This is a genomic window from Paenibacillus cremeus, assembly GCF_007786445.1.
Classification (GTDB): Bacteria; Bacillota; Bacilli; order Paenibacillales; family NBRC-103111; genus Paenibacillus_G; species Paenibacillus_G cremeus.
Genome location: NZ_VNJI01000018.1, coordinates 34,449 through 55,082, shown reverse-complemented (window position 1 = coordinate 55,082; position 20,634 = coordinate 34,449). Strand labels below are relative to the sequence as shown.

Here is a 20,634-nt window from a genome sequence, read left to right as displayed (position 1 = left end):
TTAGAAGGAGGGGCAAAATGGGACTGCGCATACAGCTGGGTCCGGAGGCCGGAGCGGCGAGCTCTTGGCAAGTAGATAAACGGATCTTTGGCAAGTTTTTTGAGACGAACGGCAGGGATACGTACCCGGGTATTATCGACGATTGTATCGCCAACGGTTCTTTTGAACATTGGCACTCCAAGCGGAAAAAGGACGGCACGAACCTCCCTTGGACGATGCGGACGGAAATTATGTACCGCGATACGCCGGTGACCCCTGGCTTGGCCTATCCATGGGAGCCGGTCAGCGCTGGGGAGGCAGCTTACGAGCAGCTTCAGGGCGGGATGCACGGCAAGGCCGGCTGGAAAACCTACCAGCGGATCGGGCTTGCGAAAGGAACCGGAGCGGCCGGCATCGCTCAGCGGATTACGCTTGCGGATGAGCGAACGCTGGAGTACCGCTTGCAGGTTTATGCACGCTGCGTCGCGGACTCGTCTGTGCGGTTGCGCGCGACGATCGAAGAGATGTCCTCCGGCGTGAAGCTAAGCGTTGGCTCGGTAGCGCTTACAGGCGAATGGACGCGCTACGAGCTGAACATGACCCTGGACCGTGCCAGCACGGACAGGTACAAAGCGTCACCGTTTGGCGAATACAAGCTGAGCTTGGTTGCTGAAGGAGACGGCGGCGGATGCGAGGTCGATTTGGACTGGGTCATGCTCATGGCTGCCGATGCGGTGGAAGGTGTTTTTAACCCGACAACGCTTCAGCTCCTGCAGCAGTATCACGTCACTACGATCCGCTGGGGCGGCAATTATGCCAATGAGTACAATTGGAAGGATGGCATCGGTCCGTGGCTGACGAGACCCGTCAAGGAGAATCTGAACTGGGGCGGTCTGGAGCCTAACTATTTCGGCACGAACGAGTTTCTTCGCTTCTGCCGTCTTGCCGGAGTAGAGCCCTTCCTGAATGTCGGGTTCAGCTATGATCTGCCCCCGGAGCTTGCGGCGGAGTGGGTAGAATACGTCAATGGCGACACCACGACACCGATGGGACGGCTGCGGGCCGAGCACGGGTATCCGGAGCCATGGGGCGTTCAGCTGTGGCAGGTCGGCAATGAAAGCTACGGGGATTACCAGTTCGGATACACCAGCTCGATCGATTTTGCCCAGCGGATTCAAACCTATTACACCCTGATGAAAAAAGCCGACCCGTCCATCACGATCATCATGGCCGGAGCAGATCCGATGTATGTTGACTACTCGGAAATTCCGGGCCAGCCGCCGATCTGGAATCAGCGGCTGCTTGAAAACGCAGGGACCGCGTATATCGACGGGCTGGATATTCACCAGTATACGAGAGGCATTCGCGACGAGGGCTTGCGCCAGACGTGGCTGAAGGCGAATGATGCAGATCCGGTCTTTTATAATCAGGTGCTGGTTAGCTATCCTACGCAGTATGAGGTGCTTTTGCAGGAGCTGAAGGCTCTCGCGAAGGGCTATGGGTTTGACGCCATTCCGCTGGACATTGGGGAGTGGAACCTGGAGCCGGAGACGAATGCGGATTGGCCGAAGGCGGAATACGAAACGATGGCGCATGCCTGCTACGTCGCTTCCATGCTCAATACGTTCATCCGTCAAGGCGACGCCGTCAAATATGCCTATCAACGAGACAATACGCTGTATTACAGAGCCTATCCCGTCGATATGAGACCGGTTAACCCAGGCAATGATACCTCCCGCTTTTATGCAGAGCCGTTCTTGCGAACAGACACAAGCTGGCGTTTGCTTCCTCTTGATACGGAGGGGACGGGCTTTGCTATGCCTCAAACATGGGTAAGAATCCGCCCGATGGCGCATATTCCGCATGTGGATGCGGCAGCAGTCATTTCCGACCGTGAGGATGAAATCATCCTCTTTGCCGTTAATCGGGATTTGAAGGATGCACAGCCTCTGGAGATTCATGGCGGCGAATGGCTGAACGAAGCATCTGCATCCATGCTCTTGCAATCATCAGAGGATCCATTAGCTCGGCACGAGGATTGGTATGAACAGAGTGGCTATCGGATGACGGAAACGAACGTTGCTTTCACAGCCGAAGGTAGATTAGCCTTGCAGCTGCCGGCGGGGTCCGTGGCGCGCCTTAGCATTCGGTTAGCTTTATCCAACAGAACTGAGGGGGAACGGGCATGAAGAAAACATTGGCCATGAGCTTGGTGCTGCTCCTGTCGGCCGGCAGCCTGTCGGCTTGCTCCAAGGGGGAAGCACCGGCAGCTGGCGGCGCTAAGAATGCGGCGGGCGACGATAGCAAGGAGCTCATGAACATCTCATTGATGGTTCCGCAATATGCCGAGATCGGCCCTTCGAATGATTCTCCGCTGATCAAGAAGCTGAACGAGAAGCTGAATATCAAGCTCGATCTGCAGTGGATTCCAGGCGCAAGCTACAATGATAAAATCAGTGTGCTTGCAGCCTCCAACAGCCTGCCCGACGTCTATCGGATCGCTACGCAGGATTACATGCAGTGGCGGGATAAGGGCGTGTTCATGGATGTAAAACCATTCCTCGCTTCGTATCCGAATTTGACTAAGGAGCTCCCGGAAGCGGCGTGGAAGGAATTGAACGGCAAGAACGCTTATTACGGCGTTCCATATTACAGCATTCCGCACTTATTTTCGATGTATATCCGTAAGGATTGGCTGGATAAGCTGCACCTGAAGATGCCGGAAACCATGGATGAGTTTTATGCTGTGGCTAAAGCCTTCGTCACCCAGGATCCTGACGGCAACGGCAAGGCGGATACGACCGGCTTTTCGATTCTGATTAACCCGAACGGTACCTTCGGCAATGCTTCCTCTTTGATGGGGGCTTTCGGTCTAGGGAATGAATGGGCGTTAAAAGACGGCAAGCTGGTTGCGATGCAAGCACAATCGGCCGAGCTGAAAGGCTTTGTCGGCTTCCTGCGAAAGGCTTATGCAGAGGGCGTGCTGGATAAAAACTTCCTAGTTATGAAACCGGCCGACGCGAGGAACAAGCTGTGGAACGGTCAGGTTGGCATTCAGCTGGTCAACCCGAATGAAGTGCTTCGCCTGGATTTGCCGAATATCCGCAAAAATGCGCCGCAAGCGGAGCTTGCACAGCTGCTGCCTCCTGCGGGTCCGACAGGCATTCGCGCAACGCAAACGGACGGCATGGGCCAGACAAAGGTCGTCATCAATAAAAATATCGATCCGAAAAAGCAGCAGCGTATTCTCAAAATGCTGGACTATCTGCTCTCCGATGAAGGCTATGATTTGTTGAAGGAAGGCGTGGAGGGCGTCGATTACAAGAAAAAGGACGACGGCACCTTTGAAAAGCTGGAAACGAAGGAAACCGGCAACCTGCTTTCGATTAACTTTTTCCGGCGTGCGGATAAAGCGATTCAGCTGCATAAATATAATGACCAGGCGTACGTGAAGCAAGTCACGCAGTGGCTGGACAACAACGATAAATACGATTGGCCGAACTACGGGCTGGGTCTCGCGGCGGAGACGGATGCCTATAAGAAAATTAATCTAAATCAGCTGAATACGAAGTGGATGTCGTCCATTGCTCGCGTCATTGCGAACGATGCGCCGATGGAGGAAATCGATAATGCCGTCAATGAGTGGCTGAAAAATGGCGGCGAGAAATTGACGGCCGAGATGAACGAGATTTACAAGCAGCGGCAATAAAGGCATCAAGCAAGACAGACAGGGGCAATGCTGTACATGGAAGGAGCAACGGATTCGTGCTGGCATCAAGCAAACATCGGCAGCAGGCTTATCTCATGGGCTATTTTCGCTCCGGCCCCGGCCAAACACATAAGGTAGAGGAGCTGCACTACGCGTACAGCCGGGACGGCCTCCGCTGGTACGAGCTCAACGGCAATAAGCCGGTGTGGGCTTCGTCCCTCGGGGAAGGCATTCTTCGCGATCCGTTTATCGGCAGGGGACCCGATGGCCGCTGGCATCTTGTATTTACGATTCGCCCCCTCGGGCCGGCCATCGGATACGCCTCGTCGGCGGATTTGATTCACTGGGAAGCAGAGAAGGCGCTGCCGGTTATGGCGGACATTCCGGATACCGTCAACAGCTGGGCGCCGGAGTTCTCCTACGATCCTGTGCATGGCGATTTTCTGATCTACTGGGCCTCCAGCACAGGAAGCGATCTGAGCCACAGCAAGCATTACTGCACCAGGACAAAGGACTGGAGCACCTTTTCGCCTACCGAGCTATTCTACGATCCCGGGTTTCAAACCATTGATGCAAGCCTTGCGGAGCATGAAGGAAAGTTCTATATGGCGATTAAGGATGAGAGCCATGTCTATGAGCCGGAGCGATATCCTCATCCTCCGATGAATTTTTTGGCTGCTGCCGATCGCCTGGAAGGACCGTACGAGGTCATCCCTGGCGTCCAAACGCCGGACTTCACGGAAGGACCGGAATTTCTCTGGATCGAAAGCCGGAAGAAATGGCTGCTGCTTTACGATTATTGGGCGTATGGCAAATTCGGCGTCATGGAATCCGCAGATATGACTCATTGGTCTGCCGAGCTGGAGGAAGGCATGCTGCGCACGCCTTACCGGGCCAGGCACGCGAACGTCTTCCCGATCGGGGAAGAGGAGCTTCGCCGATTGCTGGACCGGTATGCGCTGCTTGTCCATTACAGGACAACGACATATGCGCCGGTCCGCGTTGCGGCTGAAGAGACCACGGGCTTTCTGCACGATGCTTTTGCGCTGCGCTCTGTGGTGATGGAGCTTCAGCCGGAGCGCTTGGACGGGACCCAGGTGCTCTATGATGAAGGCGATGCGGAGAACGGGCTTGCACTTCGGCTGCAGGATGGGGTTGTGGAGGCGGTCGTATGCGCCAAGGGAAGGCGCTGCAGCTTGCGGGGCGAGCACAAGCCGTTTACGCTGGGGCAGTGGCAGCACGTGGTGGTTACGTTTGGCGAAGGGGAGCTCCGTCTGTTTGTTGACGGAGAGCCGGCAGGCTGCGTGTCTTCGGCTATTACGCTTGTTCATGGGCATGAAAGCCCCGGCGGCTACGGCGGCCGCTTCGGTGTTGACGCCTTCGGAGACTGCGGTGGTAAAGGGGCATTTCTGGGAGCGATTCGGCATGTGCGGATTTACTCTGTGCCCCTTCAGTTGGAAGATATTCGATGGTTGAGAAGGTAATATGCTATTAAACGAAGCGCCTCCGAAGGATAGGGATGTTGATGGGTCAATACCCAACTTCATCCCGTTCAGGGAGGCGCTATTGTTTATTTGCGCGTCTTCCACACACAACGGTACCACGTTCCACGATCCTCAGCCCACAAGCTCAGTCTCAATCCCAGTCTCGTCGTCCATATTGCCGGGCTCCGGAACCATTTGACCTATCTACTGAACCAATGTTTCGATATTTGCAAGATTTCACAATTTCTTAGCCACTGAGTATTATGGGAACCGACTCGTGTACCCGGTTAGAGCGGAAACTGCTTTGCACGTAGGTCAGCATGGTGCAGGGGCGCTGAAGAGTGGAAGACCCGCTTTGCATGTTGGTCAACATGGTGCAGGGGCGCTGAAGAGCGGAAAACCTGCTTTGCACATTGGTCAGCATGGTGCAGACGCGCCCTAGAGCGGAAAACCCGCTTTGCACAAAAAAATCCCCCCTTATTCCACTCGAATGGACTAAGGGGGGAGCGATTTACTTCGCAGCGACCTTTTCCAGATCGACCACGCCCTGGTAGATCGTATTGAACAGCTCTTCGAGGTCTTTCTCCTCGATGCAGGAGAACGCGACGCGCAGGTCGGTTGCGCCCAGAGCGATCGTTCCGATGCCGTACTGGTCCAGCAAATGGACGCGCAGTGTCTCGGCATCAACTGTTTTGAGCTTGAGGCACATAAAATAGCCCGAGTTGAACGGATAATAATCCCAGACGTCGCCGAATTTGGCGGTGTCGTCCAGCAGGGCTTTCACCGTGTTGGCGCGGCCCTTCATGATGTCGAACTTCTCTTGCTTCTGCGCCTTGAACTCTGGAGATTGCAGCGCATGCAGCACGAACGTTTGGGACGGGTGCGGACCGCTGGAGATCGTGGCGCGGATAATACCCATAGTCTTCTGCTCCAGAGCGGCGAGCATGGCGTCGCTTTGGCCGGCGTAGGTGATGAAGCCGACGCGGAAGCCCCAGACGTACTCTTCCTTCGTGGCGCCGTCGATCTTAACGGACAGCACGCGTGGATGCAGGTTGGCCAGCTGACCGGCCAGCGACTCCTGCAGCGAGTCTTCGAAGAAGAGACCGAAGTAGGCGTCATCCGTTACAGCGACTACGTTAATGCCAGCTTCCGCAGCGTCCTTGATGGCAGCGACGATGGTGCGGCCTTCTTCCGGGTTCGGCGAATAGCCCGTTGGGTTGTTCGGGAAGTTCAGCACGACGATCGCCTTGCCCTTGCCCTTCTGAGCCAGCAGCGTCTCACGGAGGCCGTCTGCGTTAAACATGCGATCTTCATTGTACAGCGGATAATAGGCGAGCTCGGCGCCGCGGCGGATGCCGAAGGTCAGCTCGTAGTTTTCCCAGTTCTTGTCGGGGATGACGACCGTATCTCCCGGTCCTGCGAACAGATCAGCGACGATGCTAAGACCATGGGTCAGCGCGTTGGTTACGATCGGGTTGCCGAGATTTTTGCCTTGAAGGGATGGGTTTTCCTCCAGCATCTTCGCTTTCCATGCCGTGCGAAGCTCAGGCTTCCCGGCTGGCGGCGCATATTCGTAAATGTCCTTCGGATTGTAAGCGGACAGGGTATCTTGAATGACCTTGAGATGCATTGGCTGGCCATTTTCCAGGGCGGTGCCAATGGTGGCGTTAAATTTCTTGGCTTTCTGCTTGGCTTCCGCGGATTGGCTCAGAATGCCAACCTTAGGAAAGTACATTTGTTTGCCAAGCTCGGAAAGCATCTCATACACGTGCGAATTTTCTTTGGAGATCGTCTCGTTGAGCTGTTGGGCAAGAGGGTTCATGATCGTCCATCCTTCCATGTCTTCTTCTAACATTTAGCCAATATTATACCACTTCAGCGCGACGCAGTCACGGTAGTTTTGGAATTAATTCTTGGTTTTGGCAAATAAGCTGTGTTAGCATAAGGAAGAGAATGTACATCGAAGCGATATGCAGTCGCCGGCGATGCTGCACAACCGTTTAGGCGTCAGGAGGCCATCCATTTCCATGTCCGCGATTAAACGATACGAAAATATAATGGAGCACCTCATGGCTCACCGGGAAGTGTCCGTTACGGATCTCGCGGCGAGACTTGGGGTGACGGGGAAAACGATCCGCCAAGACCTCGAGAAGCTCGAAGCCAAGGGCGTGCTGATCCGAACCCACGGCGGCGCTATTTTGGCCAATGAGAATTATTCCGGTCTGCTTCAAGAGCATGCGCCAAGCGGCAAGCAGAAGGATGAGAAGCGCAGGGCAGCGGAATGCGCGCTCCGGCTCATTGAGCCTAATGACATCATTGCCTTGGACAGCGGCAGCACGACGCTCGAAATGGCCAGGCTGCTGGACAATGCGCCGTATACCGTCATTACTAACGATTTGTACATTATCGGCGAGCTCATCAAAAAGGATCAAATCCGATTGGTCGTCCCTGGAGGCTACCGCAGCCGCAACTTGCTTGTGAACGAGGAGGTCGGCAGTTTCTTAAGGAAGCTGAATGTGCAAAAAGCGTTTCTGTCGACGACGGGCATTCATGCGGAGTATGGGTTTACGATTTTTACACAGATGCATGTGGAGCAGAAGCGGGCGATGATCGAAGCCGCCAAGCAGGTGTTTTGCGTTGCGGACAACAGCAAGTTCGATAAGTGTGCGCTGATTACTTTTGCAGGGCTGCATGAGATGACGTCGATCATTACGGACCCGGATTTGCCGGAGGATACAATGAAGAAGTACCAGGATCTTGGAGTGAAAATTGAACGGTTTTCGTCTGTTTAGTCAGGTTCATTTGGGTTTAAATATATTTTATTTGAACTGAAATGAACATGTGGTTTATAATAAGATTTGTTGAAAAAAACGAAATGATGATCAGGGAGGAAACACCAATCATGATGGAAATTCGTTACGCTACGACTCCAGCAGCAACCAAAGCTTATGATACCGAGCAGCTTCGCAATGAATATTTGATCCCAACCTTGTTTGTACCAGGTCAACTGAAAATGGTATACAGCCACGTGGACCGTATCATTACGGGCGGCGTGATTCCGACGAACGAGCCGATCAAGCTCGAAGCGGACAAGCATGACATGGGCGCAGACTTTTTCTTGGAGCGCCGCGAGATCGGGATTATTAACGTAGGACCGACAGGCTCCATCACAGTAGACGGCACCGAGTATGTACTCGAGAACAAAGACTGCCTGTATGTCGGCCTTGGCAACAAGGACGTCGTGTTCAACAGCGCTGATCCAGCTAATCCAGCTCGCTTCTACTTCAACTCCACGCCAGCGCACAAAAACTATCCGACGGCAAAAGTTGCAATCAGCGAAGCTGAACCGCAGCACCTCGGATCGATCAATACCTCTAATGAGCGTACAATTTACAAATATATCCACCTGAACGGCGTGCAAAGCTGCCAGCTCGTTATGGGCATGACGCTGCTGAAGCCGGGCAATATGTGGAATACGATGCCTTGCCACACGCACAACCGCCGCTCCGAAGTATACTTCTACTTCGATATGCCGGAAGATGGCGTAGTGTTCCATATGATGGGCGAGCCTACCGAAACTCGTCACGTGATCGTTCGCAACGAGCAGGCGATCATTTCGCCAAGCTGGTCGATTCACAGCGGTGTAGGTACAAGCAACTACACATTCATCTGGGGAATGGCCGGAGAGAACCAAGAGTTCTCCGATATGGACCATGTCGCTATGAAGGATTTGAAATAATCATTTTTGGCACGAGTGATAGAGCACAATTCCGCGCTGCTCAGCGTAGGGGTTGTGCTTTTTTTATGTAAGGTCAAGGGGAAAATAAGGATTGAAAATCAACGGTGGATCGATTAGGATAGAGTTAGATATTATAAACCACGGTTTTATAATATAGAACAAATTGCATCAAGGAGCAAATTCATGCCAATCATACAAGCGCTGGACCGGGCTTTAAACATTATCGAGCTGTTCGATGAATATACGACGGAGCTGAAGATTACCGAAATCAGCGCGAAGATGGACCTGCATAAAAGCACCGTCCACTCGCTCTTGCGAACGCTGCAGCTTCACGGCTACATCGATCAGAATGCCGAATCGGGCAAGTACAAGCTCGGGATGAGGCTGCTCGAGAAGGGCCAGCTCGTGCTTCAAGGAATCGATGTGCGGACAGTCGCCCGCAAGCATTTGGAAGCGCTGTCGGAGCGGACGGGACAGACCATCAACCTAGTCATACTCGACGGCAAGGAAGGCGTATATATTGATAAAGTGGAAGGGGCGAAGGCCGCCATCCGCTATTCCCGTATCGGACGCCGGGTACCTCTGCACAGCAGCGCGGTTGGGAAAGTGCTTCTGGCCAGTAAGAGGCCGGAGGAGGTGGATGCGCTTTTGAACCAGTACCAGTTCCAGGTGCATACGCCATTCACGATTCGCGATAAGGATGCTTTGCTTGAGGAGCTCAAGCAGGTGCGCGAGCAGGGCTACGCCGTCGACAATCAGGAGAATGAACCGGGCGTCCGCTGCGGAGCCGTTCCGATCCGGGACCATACCGGAGGCGTGATCGCCGCCATGAGCTTATCGACGGTCCTATCCGCCGTAGATGACGAGCTGTTTCGGCAATTTGTCGCGCTTCTGCAAGGCGAGGGAGATAGCGTCTCGCAGCTGCTGGGCTATCGGCGGTAGCGTTATTTTGGAGTAATTACCCTTCGGGGTATTTATTTATAATCATAAATGAAAACTTGGTTTTATAATGTAAAACAAAAATTCAGCTAATTTTTGAAGGGAGAGTTCGAAGTCACTATGAGCGCATACCAAGCAGAGCAAGTGTACTTGAATTACATCAACGGAGAATGGGCGGGGGCCTCCACCGGCAAGCAGGTGGCCAGCATCAATCCGGCCAACCCGAAGGAGGTTGTCGGCTACGTTCAGGCGTCGTCCAGAGAGGACCTGGATCGGGCGGTAGCGGCCGCCAAATCGGCATCCCGTTCGTGGCGCAAGCTGTCTGGAGCTGCACGGGGAGACGTTCTGTTCAAGGCGGCCAATGCGCTGGAGAAGCGGGCGGACGAAGTCGCGGAAACGATGACCCGGGAGATGGGCAAGACGTTTCCCGAAGCTAAGGGCGAGACGCTGCGCGGGGTGGCGATCTTGCGCTATTACGCGGGTGAGGGCATGCGGCGCATCGGCGATGTGATCCCTTCGACCGACAGCGAGGCGCTGATGTTCACAACCCGGGTGCCGCTGGGCGTGGTGGGCGTCATTTCGCCGTGGAACTTCCCGGTGGCGATTCCGATCTGGAAAATGGCCCCGGCGCTTATCTACGGCAACACAGTCGTGCTGAAGCCGGCGCAGGAGGTGGCTGTAACCGCTGCTAAGGTGGTCGAGTGCTTCGCTGAAGCGGGAATTCCGGCTGGGGTATTGAACCTGATCTGCGGTAGCGGCTCGATCATCGGTCAAGGGCTGGCAGAGCATCCGGACGTCAACGGCATTACGTTCACCGGCTCGAACCAGGTCGGCAAGCAGGTAGGTCAGGCGGCATTGGCGCGCGGGGCGAAGTATCAGCTGGAGATGGGCGGCAAAAATCCGGTCATCGTCGCAGCGGACGCGGACCTCGATCTGGCGGTCGACGGTACGATCAGCGGCGGTCTGAAGTCAACGGGGCAAAAATGCACCGCCACCAGCCGGGTCATCGTCATGAGCGAAGTGTACGACGCCTTCAAAGCGAAGCTGCTGGCGAAGGTTTCGGAGATTTCCGTAGGCGACGGGATGGAATCCGGGATCTGGATGGGCCCTTGCGCGAATGAGAAGCAGCTGGAGACCGTGCTGGACTATATTCAAAAAGGCAAGGACGAAGGCGCGAAGCTGCTGATCGGCGGAGGCAAGGCGGCGGCAGCGGATGCGACGGGAGGCTTTTTCGTTCAGCCGACGGTGTTTGATGAGGTTTCGCCGCAGATGGCGATTGCTAGAGAAGAAATTTTTGGCCCTGTGATGGCGCTGATTCGTGCGCACTCCATGGAAGAAGCGATCGAGCTCGCCAATGACAGCGAATTCGGCTTGAGCGCTTCGGTGTACACCAGCAGCATTGGTTCGGTCCTGTCCTTCATCCAGGATATGGATGCAGGGCTTGTCCGGATCAACGCCGAGACTGCAGGCGTGGAGCTGCAGGCGCCATTCGGCGGCATGAAGCAGTCCAGCTCGCATTCCAGAGAGCAAGGGCAGGCGGCGATTGAATTTTTTACCTCGATCAAAACGGTGTTCGTTAAGGCGTAACAACAACTACTATTCATTCATTGGGGAGCGTGTGTATTTATGAGAATTATTCGTTATCGTCAAGAGGCATTGCTTCAGTTGGCTGCCGTTACAGATCAAGGCGAGGTGTTTCCGCTGCCGCAAGGTGATTTTATAAGCCTGCAAAAAGAAGCCGACGCGCAAGGCGTTACCGCTCTGGAGCTGGTACGCTCCGCGATTGCGGATCAGCAGCCGCTGGCCGAGAAGCTTGAAGCGCTCGATTTGGCCGTGCCGATTGAAGCGCCGGAGGTATGGGCGGCCGGCGTGACCTACCAGCGCAGCCGGGAAGCGCGCAACTATGAGGCGACCGGGGGCAAGCTGGATGCCGTGACCTTTTACGATAAGGTGTACGATGCGGAGCGCCCGGAAATTTTCTTCAAATCTACGGCGGCTCGGACCGTGGGTCCTGGAGATGACGTGCAGCTTCGCAGCGATTCGGAGTGGCAAATTCCGGAGCCGGAGCTGGGGCTGGTGCTGAGCAGCCAAGGGAAAATTATCGGCTACACCATTGGCAACGACATGAGCTGCCGGGATATTGAAGGGGAGAACCCACTCTATTTGCCGCAAGCGAAATTGTGGAAGCGCTCCTGCTCCTTGGGACCTGCGATTCGACTCGTCGATGCGGTAGATAATCCGTACGACCTGCAGATCGACTGCCGCATTTACCGTCAGGGTGAAAAGGTCGTCGAAGGGACGGCGAACACCGGCCAGCTGAAGCGCCGTCTGGATGAGCTGGTGTCCTTCCTGGTGCGGGACAATGAGCTGTTCGAGGGCACGGTGCTGCTGACCGGTACGTGCATCGTGCCGCCGAATGAGTTTTCGCTGGCCGATGGGGATCGGGTTGAGATCGATATTACAGGCATCGGGACGCTGGTTAATCCGGTGGCAGGTGCGGGGCGTTAAGCGTCACAACGAATGCGGCTGGGAGGGGAACGGTTGTGAAAGAAAATATGGGTTTCATCATGGGGCAGGACAACGATGAGCTGTATGCCATTCGTACGCATGCGAGCGGACCTAGCGGTTCGCTCCCTTTGACGAAAGAAATGCTGCTGAATTCGCCGAGCGGCGACCTGTTCGGCTTATCGCAGAACGTGGGCATGGGCTGGAAGCCTTCCCGCTTGAAGGGCAAGCAGTACCTTCTTCTAAGCACGCAAGGCGGCATTCGAAAGGAGGACGGCTCCCCTGTCGCCCTGGGCTACCATACGGGACACTGGGAAGTCGGCCTCTTGATGCAGGCCGCAGCGAATGAAATATCGGACAGCGGCGGGGTTCCGTTCGCTGGCTACGTCAGCGACCCGTGCGACGGGCGCTCCCAAGGCACGGAAGGCATGTTCGACTCGCTGCCATACCGCAACGATGCGGCGATGGTGTTCCGCCGCTTGATCCGCTCCTTGCCTACGCGCAGAGGCGTGATCGGTGTGGCCACCTGCGACAAGGGGCTGCCCGCCATGATGATGGCGCTGGCCGGAATGCACGAGCTGCCCTGCGTCATCGTGCCGGGAGGCGTGACGCTGCCGCCGACGGCGGGCGAGGACGCGGGCAAAATCCAGACGATCGGAGCCCGCTACGCGAACGGCGAGATGACGTTGGAGGAAGCGGCCGATCTGGGCTGCCGTGCTTGCGCCACGCCGGGAGGCGGCTGCCAATTCCTCGGGACGGCGGCTACCTCGCAGGTGGTTGCTGAAGCGTTGGGGATGACTGTGCCGCACGCGGCGCTGGCCCCATCGGGACAGCCTGTGTGGGAGGAGATGGCCAGACAGTCGGCCCGCGCCATGATGCAGATGGAGGAAAAGGGCATCCGCATGAAGGACATCCTTACCGAAGGCGCGATTCGCAACGCGATGGCGGTGCATGCGGCGTTCGGCGGCTCGACCAACCTGCTGCTGCACATTCCAGCCTTCGCGCATGCCGCAGGCGTACCTGTGCCGACGGTGCAGGACTGGATCGCCGTTAACAAGCGCGTACCGCGTTTGGTCAGCGTGCTGCCGAACGGACCGGAATATCATCCGACGGTAAGAGTGTTCCTGGCCGGCGGGGTACCGGAGGTCATGCTGCATCTCCGCGGTCTCGGTGTACTGGACGAAAGCGTGATGACCGCTTCCGGCGAAACGCTCGGCGCCGTCCTCGATTGGTGGGAGACGAGCGAGCGCCGTCAGCGGATGAAGCAGCTGCTGAAGGAGCTCGACGGCGTCGATCCGGAGCAAGTGATCATGAGCCCCGAACGCGCACGGGAGAGAGGCTTGACCTCGACCGTTACGTTCCCGATGGGCAACCTGGCGCCGGAAGGCTCCGTCATCAAATCGACGGCGATTGACCCGTCGGTTGTTGGAGAAGACGGCGTCTACAGACATCGCGGTCAGGCCAAGGTCTTCACCACAGAAAAGCAAGCGATCGCCGCCATCAAAAACGGAGGCATCGAGAAGGGCGATATTATGGTGCTGATCGGCCGGGGCCCGTCAGGGACCGGGATGGAGGAGACGTATCAGCTCACCTCCGCGCTCAAGCATTTACCGTTCGGCAAATACGTATCGCTAATTACGGACGCGCGGTTTTCCGGCGTGTCGACCGGTGCGTGTATCGGCCATGTCGGACCGGAGGCACTCGCAGGCGGCCCCCTCGGCAAGCTGCGGGACGGCGACACGATCGACATCGTGGTGGACCGCAACCGCTTGGAGGGAAGCGTTCACTTCATCGGCGATGGCGATGAAATATTGACGCCTGAAGAAGGCAGCCGGGTGCTCGCCGCCCGTGAACCGCATCCGGGCCTGGCGCCTGATCCGAAGCTGCCGGACGATACCCGGCTGTGGGCGGCGCTGCAAGCGGTCAGCGGAGGCACGTGGGCGGGGAGCGTCTATGACGTCGACCGCATTATCGCTGCGCTGGAAGCGGGCAAAAAAGCATTAGCTGCGGAGCAAGGTTAAGCTTAGGAGGACTAGAATAGACATGGCAATCATTACGAACCCGATTTTGCCCGGCTTCAATCCGGATCCGTCCATCCTGCGCGTCGGAGACGATTATTATATCGCTACATCTACCTTCGAATGGTTCCCTGGCGTTCAAATCCATCATTCGAAGGACCTCGTTCACTGGCGGCTGCTGACGCATCCGTTAACCCGGAAATCGCAGCTGAACATGGAAGGAAATATCGATTCCGGCGGGGTGTGGGCACCTTGCTTAAGCTACGACAACGGGACGTTCTACTTGATTTATACCGATGTCAAAAGCCGGGTTGGCGCCTTCAAGGACACGCACAACTATTTGGTCACGGCGACTGATATTATGGGCCCGTGGTCGGAGCCGATCTATTTGAACAGCAGCGGCTTCGATCCTTCGCTGTTTCATGATGACGACGGCCGCAAATGGCTGGTCAATATGCTGTGGGATCATCGCAAGGGGCACAACCGCTTTGCGGGCACCGTTTTGCAGGAATATTCCGTGGAGGAACAGAAGCTGGTCGGGCCGGTCAAAAATATTTTCAAAGGCACCGAGCTCAAGCTGACGGAAGGGCCGCACCTCTACAAGTGGCACGGCTATTATTACCTGCTGACCGCTGAAGGGGGAACCCAGTACAACCATGCGGCCACCATGGCGCGCTCGAAAACCATCGACGGGCCATACGAGGTTGATCCTCAGAACCCGGTGCTGACCTCGGCCGGAAGACCGGAGATCGCTTTGCAAAAGGCGGGACACGCCAGTGTGGTTCAGACGCATACCAATGAGTGGTACATGGTGCACCTGACTGGACGTCCTGTCCAAGATAAGTACTGCAATCTGGGACGCGAGACGGCGATTCAGCGCTGCTACTGGTCAGACGACCTGTGGCTGAGAGTGGAAGGCGGACCGGCCCCATCCTTGCAGGTCCAAGCGCCGGACATCGCGCCGCATCCGTTCGCGCCTGCGCCGGAGAGGGATGATTTCGATCAGCCCGTGCTGGCCATCGATTGGAGCACGCTGCGCATCCCGCCGGAGGAATCGTGGGTTACACTAACCGAGCGTCCGGGCTATCTGCGTCTTCGCGGCATGGAGTCGATGATCTCGACGCATCGGCAAAGCATGGTGGCGCGCCGTCAGCAATCGTTTCACTGCGTGAGCGAAACGTGCCTCGAGTTCGAGCCTGAGCATTACCAGCAGATGGCCGGACTGATTCTGTATTACGATACGATGGACTACATCTATCTGCGGGTGACGCGCCATGAGGATGCCGGGAAGAGCCTCGGAATTATCCAAAGCGTGAAAGGGCAGTACGACGAGCTGCTGGAGCAGGAGATCGATGTTGAAGGGGTACAGCGCATCGGACTCAAAGCGGTGATCGAGGGCGAACACGTCCAGTTCTGGTATTCGGCGGACGGCGGGGAATGGAGCCCTGTCGGCGAGAAAATCAGCGTCATTCACCTTTCGGACGATTTCTCCGATTATGTCCGGTTTACCGGCACCTTCATCGGTCTGTGCGCACAGGATGTGAGCGGCAGCCGCAAGCATGCCGATTTCGATTATTTCAGCTACCGGGAAACGGAAGCCAATGCGTATTAGGAGCATTTATAAAACCGCCGTGTTGTCCAAAGTACGGAGGTAGGAGACTGTTGACAAAGCACGGCTAGGGTTAGACTCCCTAGCCGTGCTTATTTTTTGGCGTATTTCTTCTTGAATTGGCCGGCGGCTTGGACTCCTTGCAGTTATAGAAAAGAAGCCGGATTATCCGCCGTGCTTGCTATTTGTTCATAAGCTGTTTTTAATTCGTTGATCGAAACATAATTTCTATGAGTTTTTTCATTTACCTTGGCCACCAATTCCACCATCACAAATACGGATTTCTGGATATCGCCGAGCTGTTTCGAAATCGATGCCGCAGACTCTTTACTTGAATCGGCCATCTTACGAATTTCATTGGCGACCACGTTAAACCCTCGCCCGTGTACACCTGCTCTCGCCGATTCAATGGCAGCATTTAACCCGAGCAGATTGGATCTGGCCGCAACGTCTTCTACGAAGGCTGTCACCTTCTGAATTTCTTCTACGTTCTTTTTGACGACATCCGATTCACGATCCAGAATGGCCATATCATTCATGATCGATTGTGAAGCAGCGTATACTTCATTGGTGTTGGCTGTCATTTTTGCTACAACATGAATAAAATCCTGGGTACTGCTCTCCAGAACCGTTTGTCGTTCCGTTATATTTGATGCTATTTTAATAACTGCTTGGACGCTACCGCTGCTATTCGTTACAGGTGTGTAGAAGCTTCCAGCCAAATGGGCTGCCTTGATTTCGTGATCCTTTGGACTTTATCATGAAAGGCGATTCCGTTGCGAAGATTTTCCCAAAAGATAACATATTCCTCACTTGTCGAAAAGCTGGAATGACACAGCTGCCGATGGTGCATGTTTTGCAAGTCCTGGGTTGAATATCCGACCACCTTTGAAAAGTTGTGATTGGCCCATCGAATATTGCCTTGCGGGTCAAATACAATCAGTGCCTGAGATTGCTCAAGCGCTTCAAACAATAAAGAGGTATCGAGATTAAATTCAGTCATGCTCATAATAACACCTGCCTCGTGATAAAGTTTCTTAAAATAAGTTCTTTATTAGTTTCATAATAAATTAATATTGTTAGGGAATTATTGGGGCGTCTGGAATCACTTTTTTACATTTGCTAATGCTTCTCTAACAATTTCATGTCCCCGCCTACCCTCAAAGACTCTTCCAATCCGAGCAGCAAAAAGGCCGTCAAGACGATCCTCCTGAGATCATGAATTGCCCCCGTCAAGTAGACAGAACAAATAATAAAGCATTTAGGCGGCCTTAGCCCTGAATTCGTCGGGACGGAGGCCGTTTAATTTTTGCCTGTAAACGCTTCCCCTTCGGAATCTAATCAAATTGGTATTTTAGCAAATCAAACCACCTTATGATGAAAACGCTCTCTTGATAAAATGAAAGCGTAACCAATAAGAATCGAGGGGAGATAAAAATAATGAAAAAATGGGCCTCACTTTCCATTGCAAGCATGCTGCTGTTAAGCGCTTGCGGCGGCACCACGCAAACATCGGCACCGGCGGGTGCTAAGAAGGACGGCGGCGCGGCAGAGCAGAAGCAGCCAGCTCAAGCGGCGGGCGGCGAGAAGAAAAAGCTGAGCTTTTGGTATATCGAAACCGGACCGCGCAAGGACCTGATCGAAGCGACGGTTCAGAAGTTTATGAAGGACAACCCGGACGTAGAGGTCGAAGCGGTTCAAATCCCGAACGACGCTTACAAAACGAAGCTGTCCGTGGCGATGGGCGGCGGCAATCCTCCGGACGTATTCCATTCCTGGGGCGGCGGCTGGCTCAAGGAGTTCGTGAACGCGAATCAGGTAGCGGACCTCACCGGAAAGGTCAACACCGATTCTTACATTCCAGCAGCGATCGGAGCGTCCACTTTTAACAACAAAGTTTATGGAGCGCCGCTTGCGATGTCGGTCGTTCCGATGTTTTACAACAAAGAAATTTTCGCCAAGCTCGGACTGCAGCCTCCAAAAACCTACGATGAGTTCCTGACGATCGTCGACAAGCTGAAGAAGGAGAACATCATCCCGATCGCCATGGCGAATAAAACCAAGTGGCCGGCAGCGTTCTTCCTGATGTATTTTGCCGAGAAGGTCGGAGGACCGCAAATCTTCTCCGAAGCGTTCGAACGCAAGGGCCGCGGCTTTGATGATGCGTCCTATGTGAAGGCCGGCGAAATGATTCAAGATCTGGTCAAGCGTGGAGCCTTTAACCCTGGCTTTAACGGGCTGACGTACGACACCGGCCAATCCCGTCAGCTGCTCTACACCGGCAAAGCGGCGATGGAAATGCAGACCGCCTCGTATGTCAACAATGTCCGCAACGAAGCACCGGATTTCGAGAAGAAGCTGGGCATGTTCCCGTTCCCTGAAGTGTCTGGCGGCAAAGGCAACATTTCCAATGTCGTCGGCGGCGTATCGCCGGTGTTCTCGGTCGCAGCCAAGTCGAAATATCCGGATAAAGCGATCGAGCTCGTCAAAGCGCTGACGTCCAAGGAATTGGCACAGCAGTTCTCGGATAAAACGAGCGCCATCTCCGCCGTCAAAGGCGTGGAATACAAGGATCCGTTCGCGATTCAGCTCAACGACATGCTGAGCAAAGCCGGCTACTTGACCACCTTCTATGACCAAACGCTGCCGCCGGATCTCGCCGAGCTGCACAAGGATACGACTCAAGCCTTGTTCGGAGAATCGATGACACCGACCGAAGCTGCCAAGCAAATGGAAGCGAAAGCGAAGGAATTGCTTAAGAAATAGTTTACATCCGGAGGGGAGGGCTGCTCCCTTCCTTCCGGTGATTTTAACGAAAGCGGGGTATCCGAGAATGAACACTATAGCGGAAAAACGCACCGGTGAGGTTGAAGCGAAGGAAGCCGTGCGATCAGGCAAGCATCGGAATACCGCTTTTATTGTCGGTTTTATCGGGCCGGCATTACTCATTTATCTCACCTATGTCATCTTCCCGATTTTTTCAACGTTCTACTACAGCATGTTTCATTGGAGCGGCATTCAGTCGGAGAAAACGTTCATTTTCCTCGATAATTATCTCAAGCTGATGGCTGATTCTGTTTTTTGGAAAACGGTTGTAAACAATCTGCTGCTCGTCGTCGTCTCGATTGTCACTCAGCTGCCGCTCGGGCTTGGCATGGCCCTGCTGCTGATGGCTCCGATCCGAGGGGTTCGGCTGTTCCGCACCATCTACTTCATGCCGCTCTTAATGTCTACTGTTGCACTGGGGATTCTCTGGACGTTCATTTACGATCCGACAATGGGGATCATCAATCAGGCGCTGGAGCTGCTGGGGCTGCGGTCGTGGCAAATGGGCTGGCTGGGCGACTCCAAGACGGCTTTTATCGCGGTTGCGGTGACGATTTGCTGGCAGTTTACGCCGTTCTACATGATCTTATTCCGTGCAGCAATCGCCGGTATTTCCGAGGAAATATACGAATCGGCCAAAATCGACGGCTGCAGCGGCTGGAAGCAATTTTGGCACATTACGCTGCCGCTGCTTAAGCCAACCATTGTGACCTCCTCCGTACTGTCCGTGATCGGATCGCTCAAATATTTTGACCTGATCTATGTTATGACTGAAGGCGGACCGAACAGCAGCACCGAGCTGATGGCCACCTATATGTACAAGCAAGCCTTTACCAAATTCAATATGGGCTATGCGAGCACGATCTCCTTCACGATGTTTGTGATCTCGCTGATCGTTGCCATCTTCATCCTGACCGCCGACAAAAACAGAGCCCAAGCATCATCCTAAGAGAGGAGGACCACCCTTATGACGGCTGTTCGAAGTGCAATTTTATACGCCATTTCCATCGTATTTCTGGTTATCACGGGCTATCCGTTCGTTTACATGGTAGCGACCTCGCTTAAAACCCAACCGGAGTTCTTTGAGCATCCCGTATCGCTTTTGTCGAAGTTCAACTTTGAAAATTACGCCCTCGTGTTCAAGCTGGGGATCGATAAATATTTTCTCAACAGCATCGTCGTTTCCATCATCTGCGTGACGGCTATCATCCTCCTGTCGGCGATGATCAGCTTTCCGCTCGTCCGGATGCGCTTTAAGCTGAATCGGCCGATCTTCTACCTGTTTCTGGCCGGGATGATGATTCCGGTGCATACGACGCTCATCCCGATCTACATGCTGACCAAGCAGATCGGATTGTACGATTCCATGTGGGCGCTCGTCGGTCCGTATATCGCGTTTAGCTTGCCGATCTCCGTCATTATTTTGACGCAGTTTATTCAAGACATTCCAAGAGAGCTGGATGAAGCGGCCGTGATGGACGGCGCGAGCCATTCGCGTCTGTTCTGGAGCATCGTCTTTCCATTGCTCAGCCCGGCGCTGGCTACGATTGCGATCTACAATTTCATTCATATCTGGAACGAGTTTGTGTTCGGCCTCGTGCTGATTACGACCCCAGCGAAAATGACTCTGCCGCTCGGATTGCGCTCGTTTTACGGGGAGTTCTCGGTCAATGTGCCGGGCATTATGGCGACCTTGACGCTGGGCTCGCTGCCGCTCATGATTGCTTATTTCCTCGCGCAGGAGAAGGTTGTCAGCGGGTTGTCGGCAGGGGCGGTTAAAGGCTAAAAATGGAAACGTGCGTGCGACCTTCGAGGGAGTGCGCTTT

At 54.7% G+C, this 20,634-nt stretch carries 16 protein-coding genes; 13 read left to right on the top strand and 3 right to left on the bottom strand.

The features are described from left to right. Positions 1 to 17: 17 nt before the first annotated feature. From FPZ49_RS15825 to FPZ49_RS15815, 3 genes are read left to right on the top strand one after another with little or no spacing between them, the layout of a single operon-like run. On the top strand, positions 18 to 2,168 hold the full coding sequence (locus FPZ49_RS15825) for a hypothetical protein (RefSeq protein WP_144848355.1): 2,151 nt from the start codon (positions 18 to 20) through the stop codon (positions 2,166 to 2,168). Continuing rightward, positions 2,165 to 3,688 carry an extracellular solute-binding protein gene (locus FPZ49_RS15820; RefSeq protein ID WP_144848353.1) on the top strand — a complete coding sequence of 508 codons (1,524 nt, stop codon included), beginning with the start codon at positions 2,165 to 2,167 and terminating at the stop codon, positions 3,686 to 3,688. Before FPZ49_RS15825 ends, FPZ49_RS15820 begins: the two co-directional genes overlap by 4 nt. A gap of 56 nt (positions 3,689 to 3,744) precedes the next feature. After that, positions 3,745 to 5,172: a LamG-like jellyroll fold domain-containing protein gene (locus FPZ49_RS15815; protein ID WP_144848351.1), complete on the top strand. Its 1,428-nt coding sequence runs from the start codon at positions 3,745 to 3,747 to the stop codon at positions 5,170 to 5,172. Between the two features lie 511 nt (positions 5,173 to 5,683). On the opposite strand, the gene FPZ49_RS15810 is transcribed toward FPZ49_RS15815, so the two are convergent. After that, the gene (locus FPZ49_RS15810; protein WP_144848349.1) at positions 5,684 to 6,994 is read right to left on the bottom strand and encodes an aminotransferase class I/II-fold pyridoxal phosphate-dependent enzyme; all 1,311 of its coding nucleotides are present in this window, start codon (positions 6,992 to 6,994) and stop codon (positions 5,684 to 5,686) included. A 205-nt stretch (positions 6,995 to 7,199) separates the two neighbouring features. On the opposite strand from FPZ49_RS15810, the gene FPZ49_RS15805 reads away from it, so the two are divergent. The 7 genes from FPZ49_RS15805 (at position 7,200) to FPZ49_RS15775 (ending at position 15,985) form a co-directional block, all read left to right on the top strand. Then, a complete protein-coding gene (locus FPZ49_RS15805) occupies positions 7,200 to 7,964 on the top strand; it encodes a DeoR/GlpR family DNA-binding transcription regulator (RefSeq protein WP_144848347.1) in 765 nt (254 codons plus the stop codon). A 113-nt stretch (positions 7,965 to 8,077) separates the two neighbouring features. Then, on the top strand, positions 8,078 to 8,911 hold the full coding sequence (gene kduI / locus FPZ49_RS15800) for a 5-dehydro-4-deoxy-D-glucuronate isomerase (RefSeq protein ID WP_186445858.1): 834 nt from the start codon (positions 8,078 to 8,080) through the stop codon (positions 8,909 to 8,911). Between the two features lie 183 nt (positions 8,912 to 9,094). Beyond that, positions 9,095 to 9,853: an IclR family transcriptional regulator gene (locus FPZ49_RS15795; RefSeq protein WP_144848345.1), complete on the top strand. Its 759-nt coding sequence runs from the start codon at positions 9,095 to 9,097 to the stop codon at positions 9,851 to 9,853. A gap of 117 nt (positions 9,854 to 9,970) precedes the next feature. Beyond that, positions 9,971 to 11,437, top strand: a complete 1,467-nt coding sequence (gene gucD, locus FPZ49_RS15790; RefSeq protein WP_144848343.1) for an alpha-ketoglutaric semialdehyde dehydrogenase GucD — start codon at positions 9,971 to 9,973, stop codon at positions 11,435 to 11,437. Positions 11,438 to 11,476: 39 nt separating this feature from the next. Further along, a complete protein-coding gene (locus FPZ49_RS15785) occupies positions 11,477 to 12,358 on the top strand; it encodes a fumarylacetoacetate hydrolase family protein (RefSeq protein ID WP_144848341.1) in 882 nt (293 codons plus the stop codon). Between the two features lie 47 nt (positions 12,359 to 12,405). Then, positions 12,406 to 14,376, top strand: coding sequence for a YjhG/YagF family D-xylonate dehydratase (locus tag FPZ49_RS15780; RefSeq protein WP_144848499.1), 1,971 nt, complete (start codon positions 12,406 to 12,408; stop codon positions 14,374 to 14,376). 22 nt (positions 14,377 to 14,398) lie between these two features. Continuing rightward, a complete protein-coding gene (locus tag FPZ49_RS15775) occupies positions 14,399 to 15,985 on the top strand; it encodes a glycoside hydrolase family 43 protein (protein ID WP_144848339.1) in 1,587 nt (528 codons plus the stop codon). A 143-nt stretch (positions 15,986 to 16,128) separates the two neighbouring features. Here FPZ49_RS15775 and FPZ49_RS15770 read toward each other — a convergent pair whose 3' ends face one another. Beyond that, entirely contained in the window at positions 16,129 to 16,704 is a 576-nt protein-coding gene (locus FPZ49_RS15770) for a methyl-accepting chemotaxis protein (RefSeq protein ID WP_144848337.1), read from the bottom strand. Continuing rightward, on the bottom strand, positions 16,677 to 16,985 hold the full coding sequence (locus tag FPZ49_RS15765; protein ID WP_222429917.1) for a PAS domain-containing protein: 309 nt from the start codon (positions 16,983 to 16,985) through the stop codon (positions 16,677 to 16,679). The genes FPZ49_RS15770 and FPZ49_RS15765 overlap by 28 nt, the downstream gene beginning before the upstream one ends. Before the next feature lie 437 nt (positions 16,986 to 17,422). Between FPZ49_RS15765 and FPZ49_RS15760 the strand changes: the two genes are divergently transcribed. The 3 genes from FPZ49_RS15760 (at position 17,423) to FPZ49_RS15750 (ending at position 20,594) form a co-directional block, all read left to right on the top strand. Next, the gene (locus FPZ49_RS15760; RefSeq protein WP_144848334.1) at positions 17,423 to 18,748 is read left to right on the top strand and encodes an extracellular solute-binding protein; all 1,326 of its coding nucleotides are present in this window, start codon (positions 17,423 to 17,425) and stop codon (positions 18,746 to 18,748) included. 67 nt (positions 18,749 to 18,815) lie between these two features. Next, the gene (locus FPZ49_RS15755; protein WP_144848332.1) at positions 18,816 to 19,757 is read left to right on the top strand and encodes a carbohydrate ABC transporter permease; all 942 of its coding nucleotides are present in this window, start codon (positions 18,816 to 18,818) and stop codon (positions 19,755 to 19,757) included. Positions 19,758 to 19,775: 18 nt separating this feature from the next. Next, positions 19,776 to 20,594, top strand: a complete 819-nt coding sequence (locus FPZ49_RS15750; protein ID WP_144848330.1) for a carbohydrate ABC transporter permease — start codon at positions 19,776 to 19,778, stop codon at positions 20,592 to 20,594. The last annotated feature ends 40 nt before the right edge of the window (positions 20,595 to 20,634 follow it).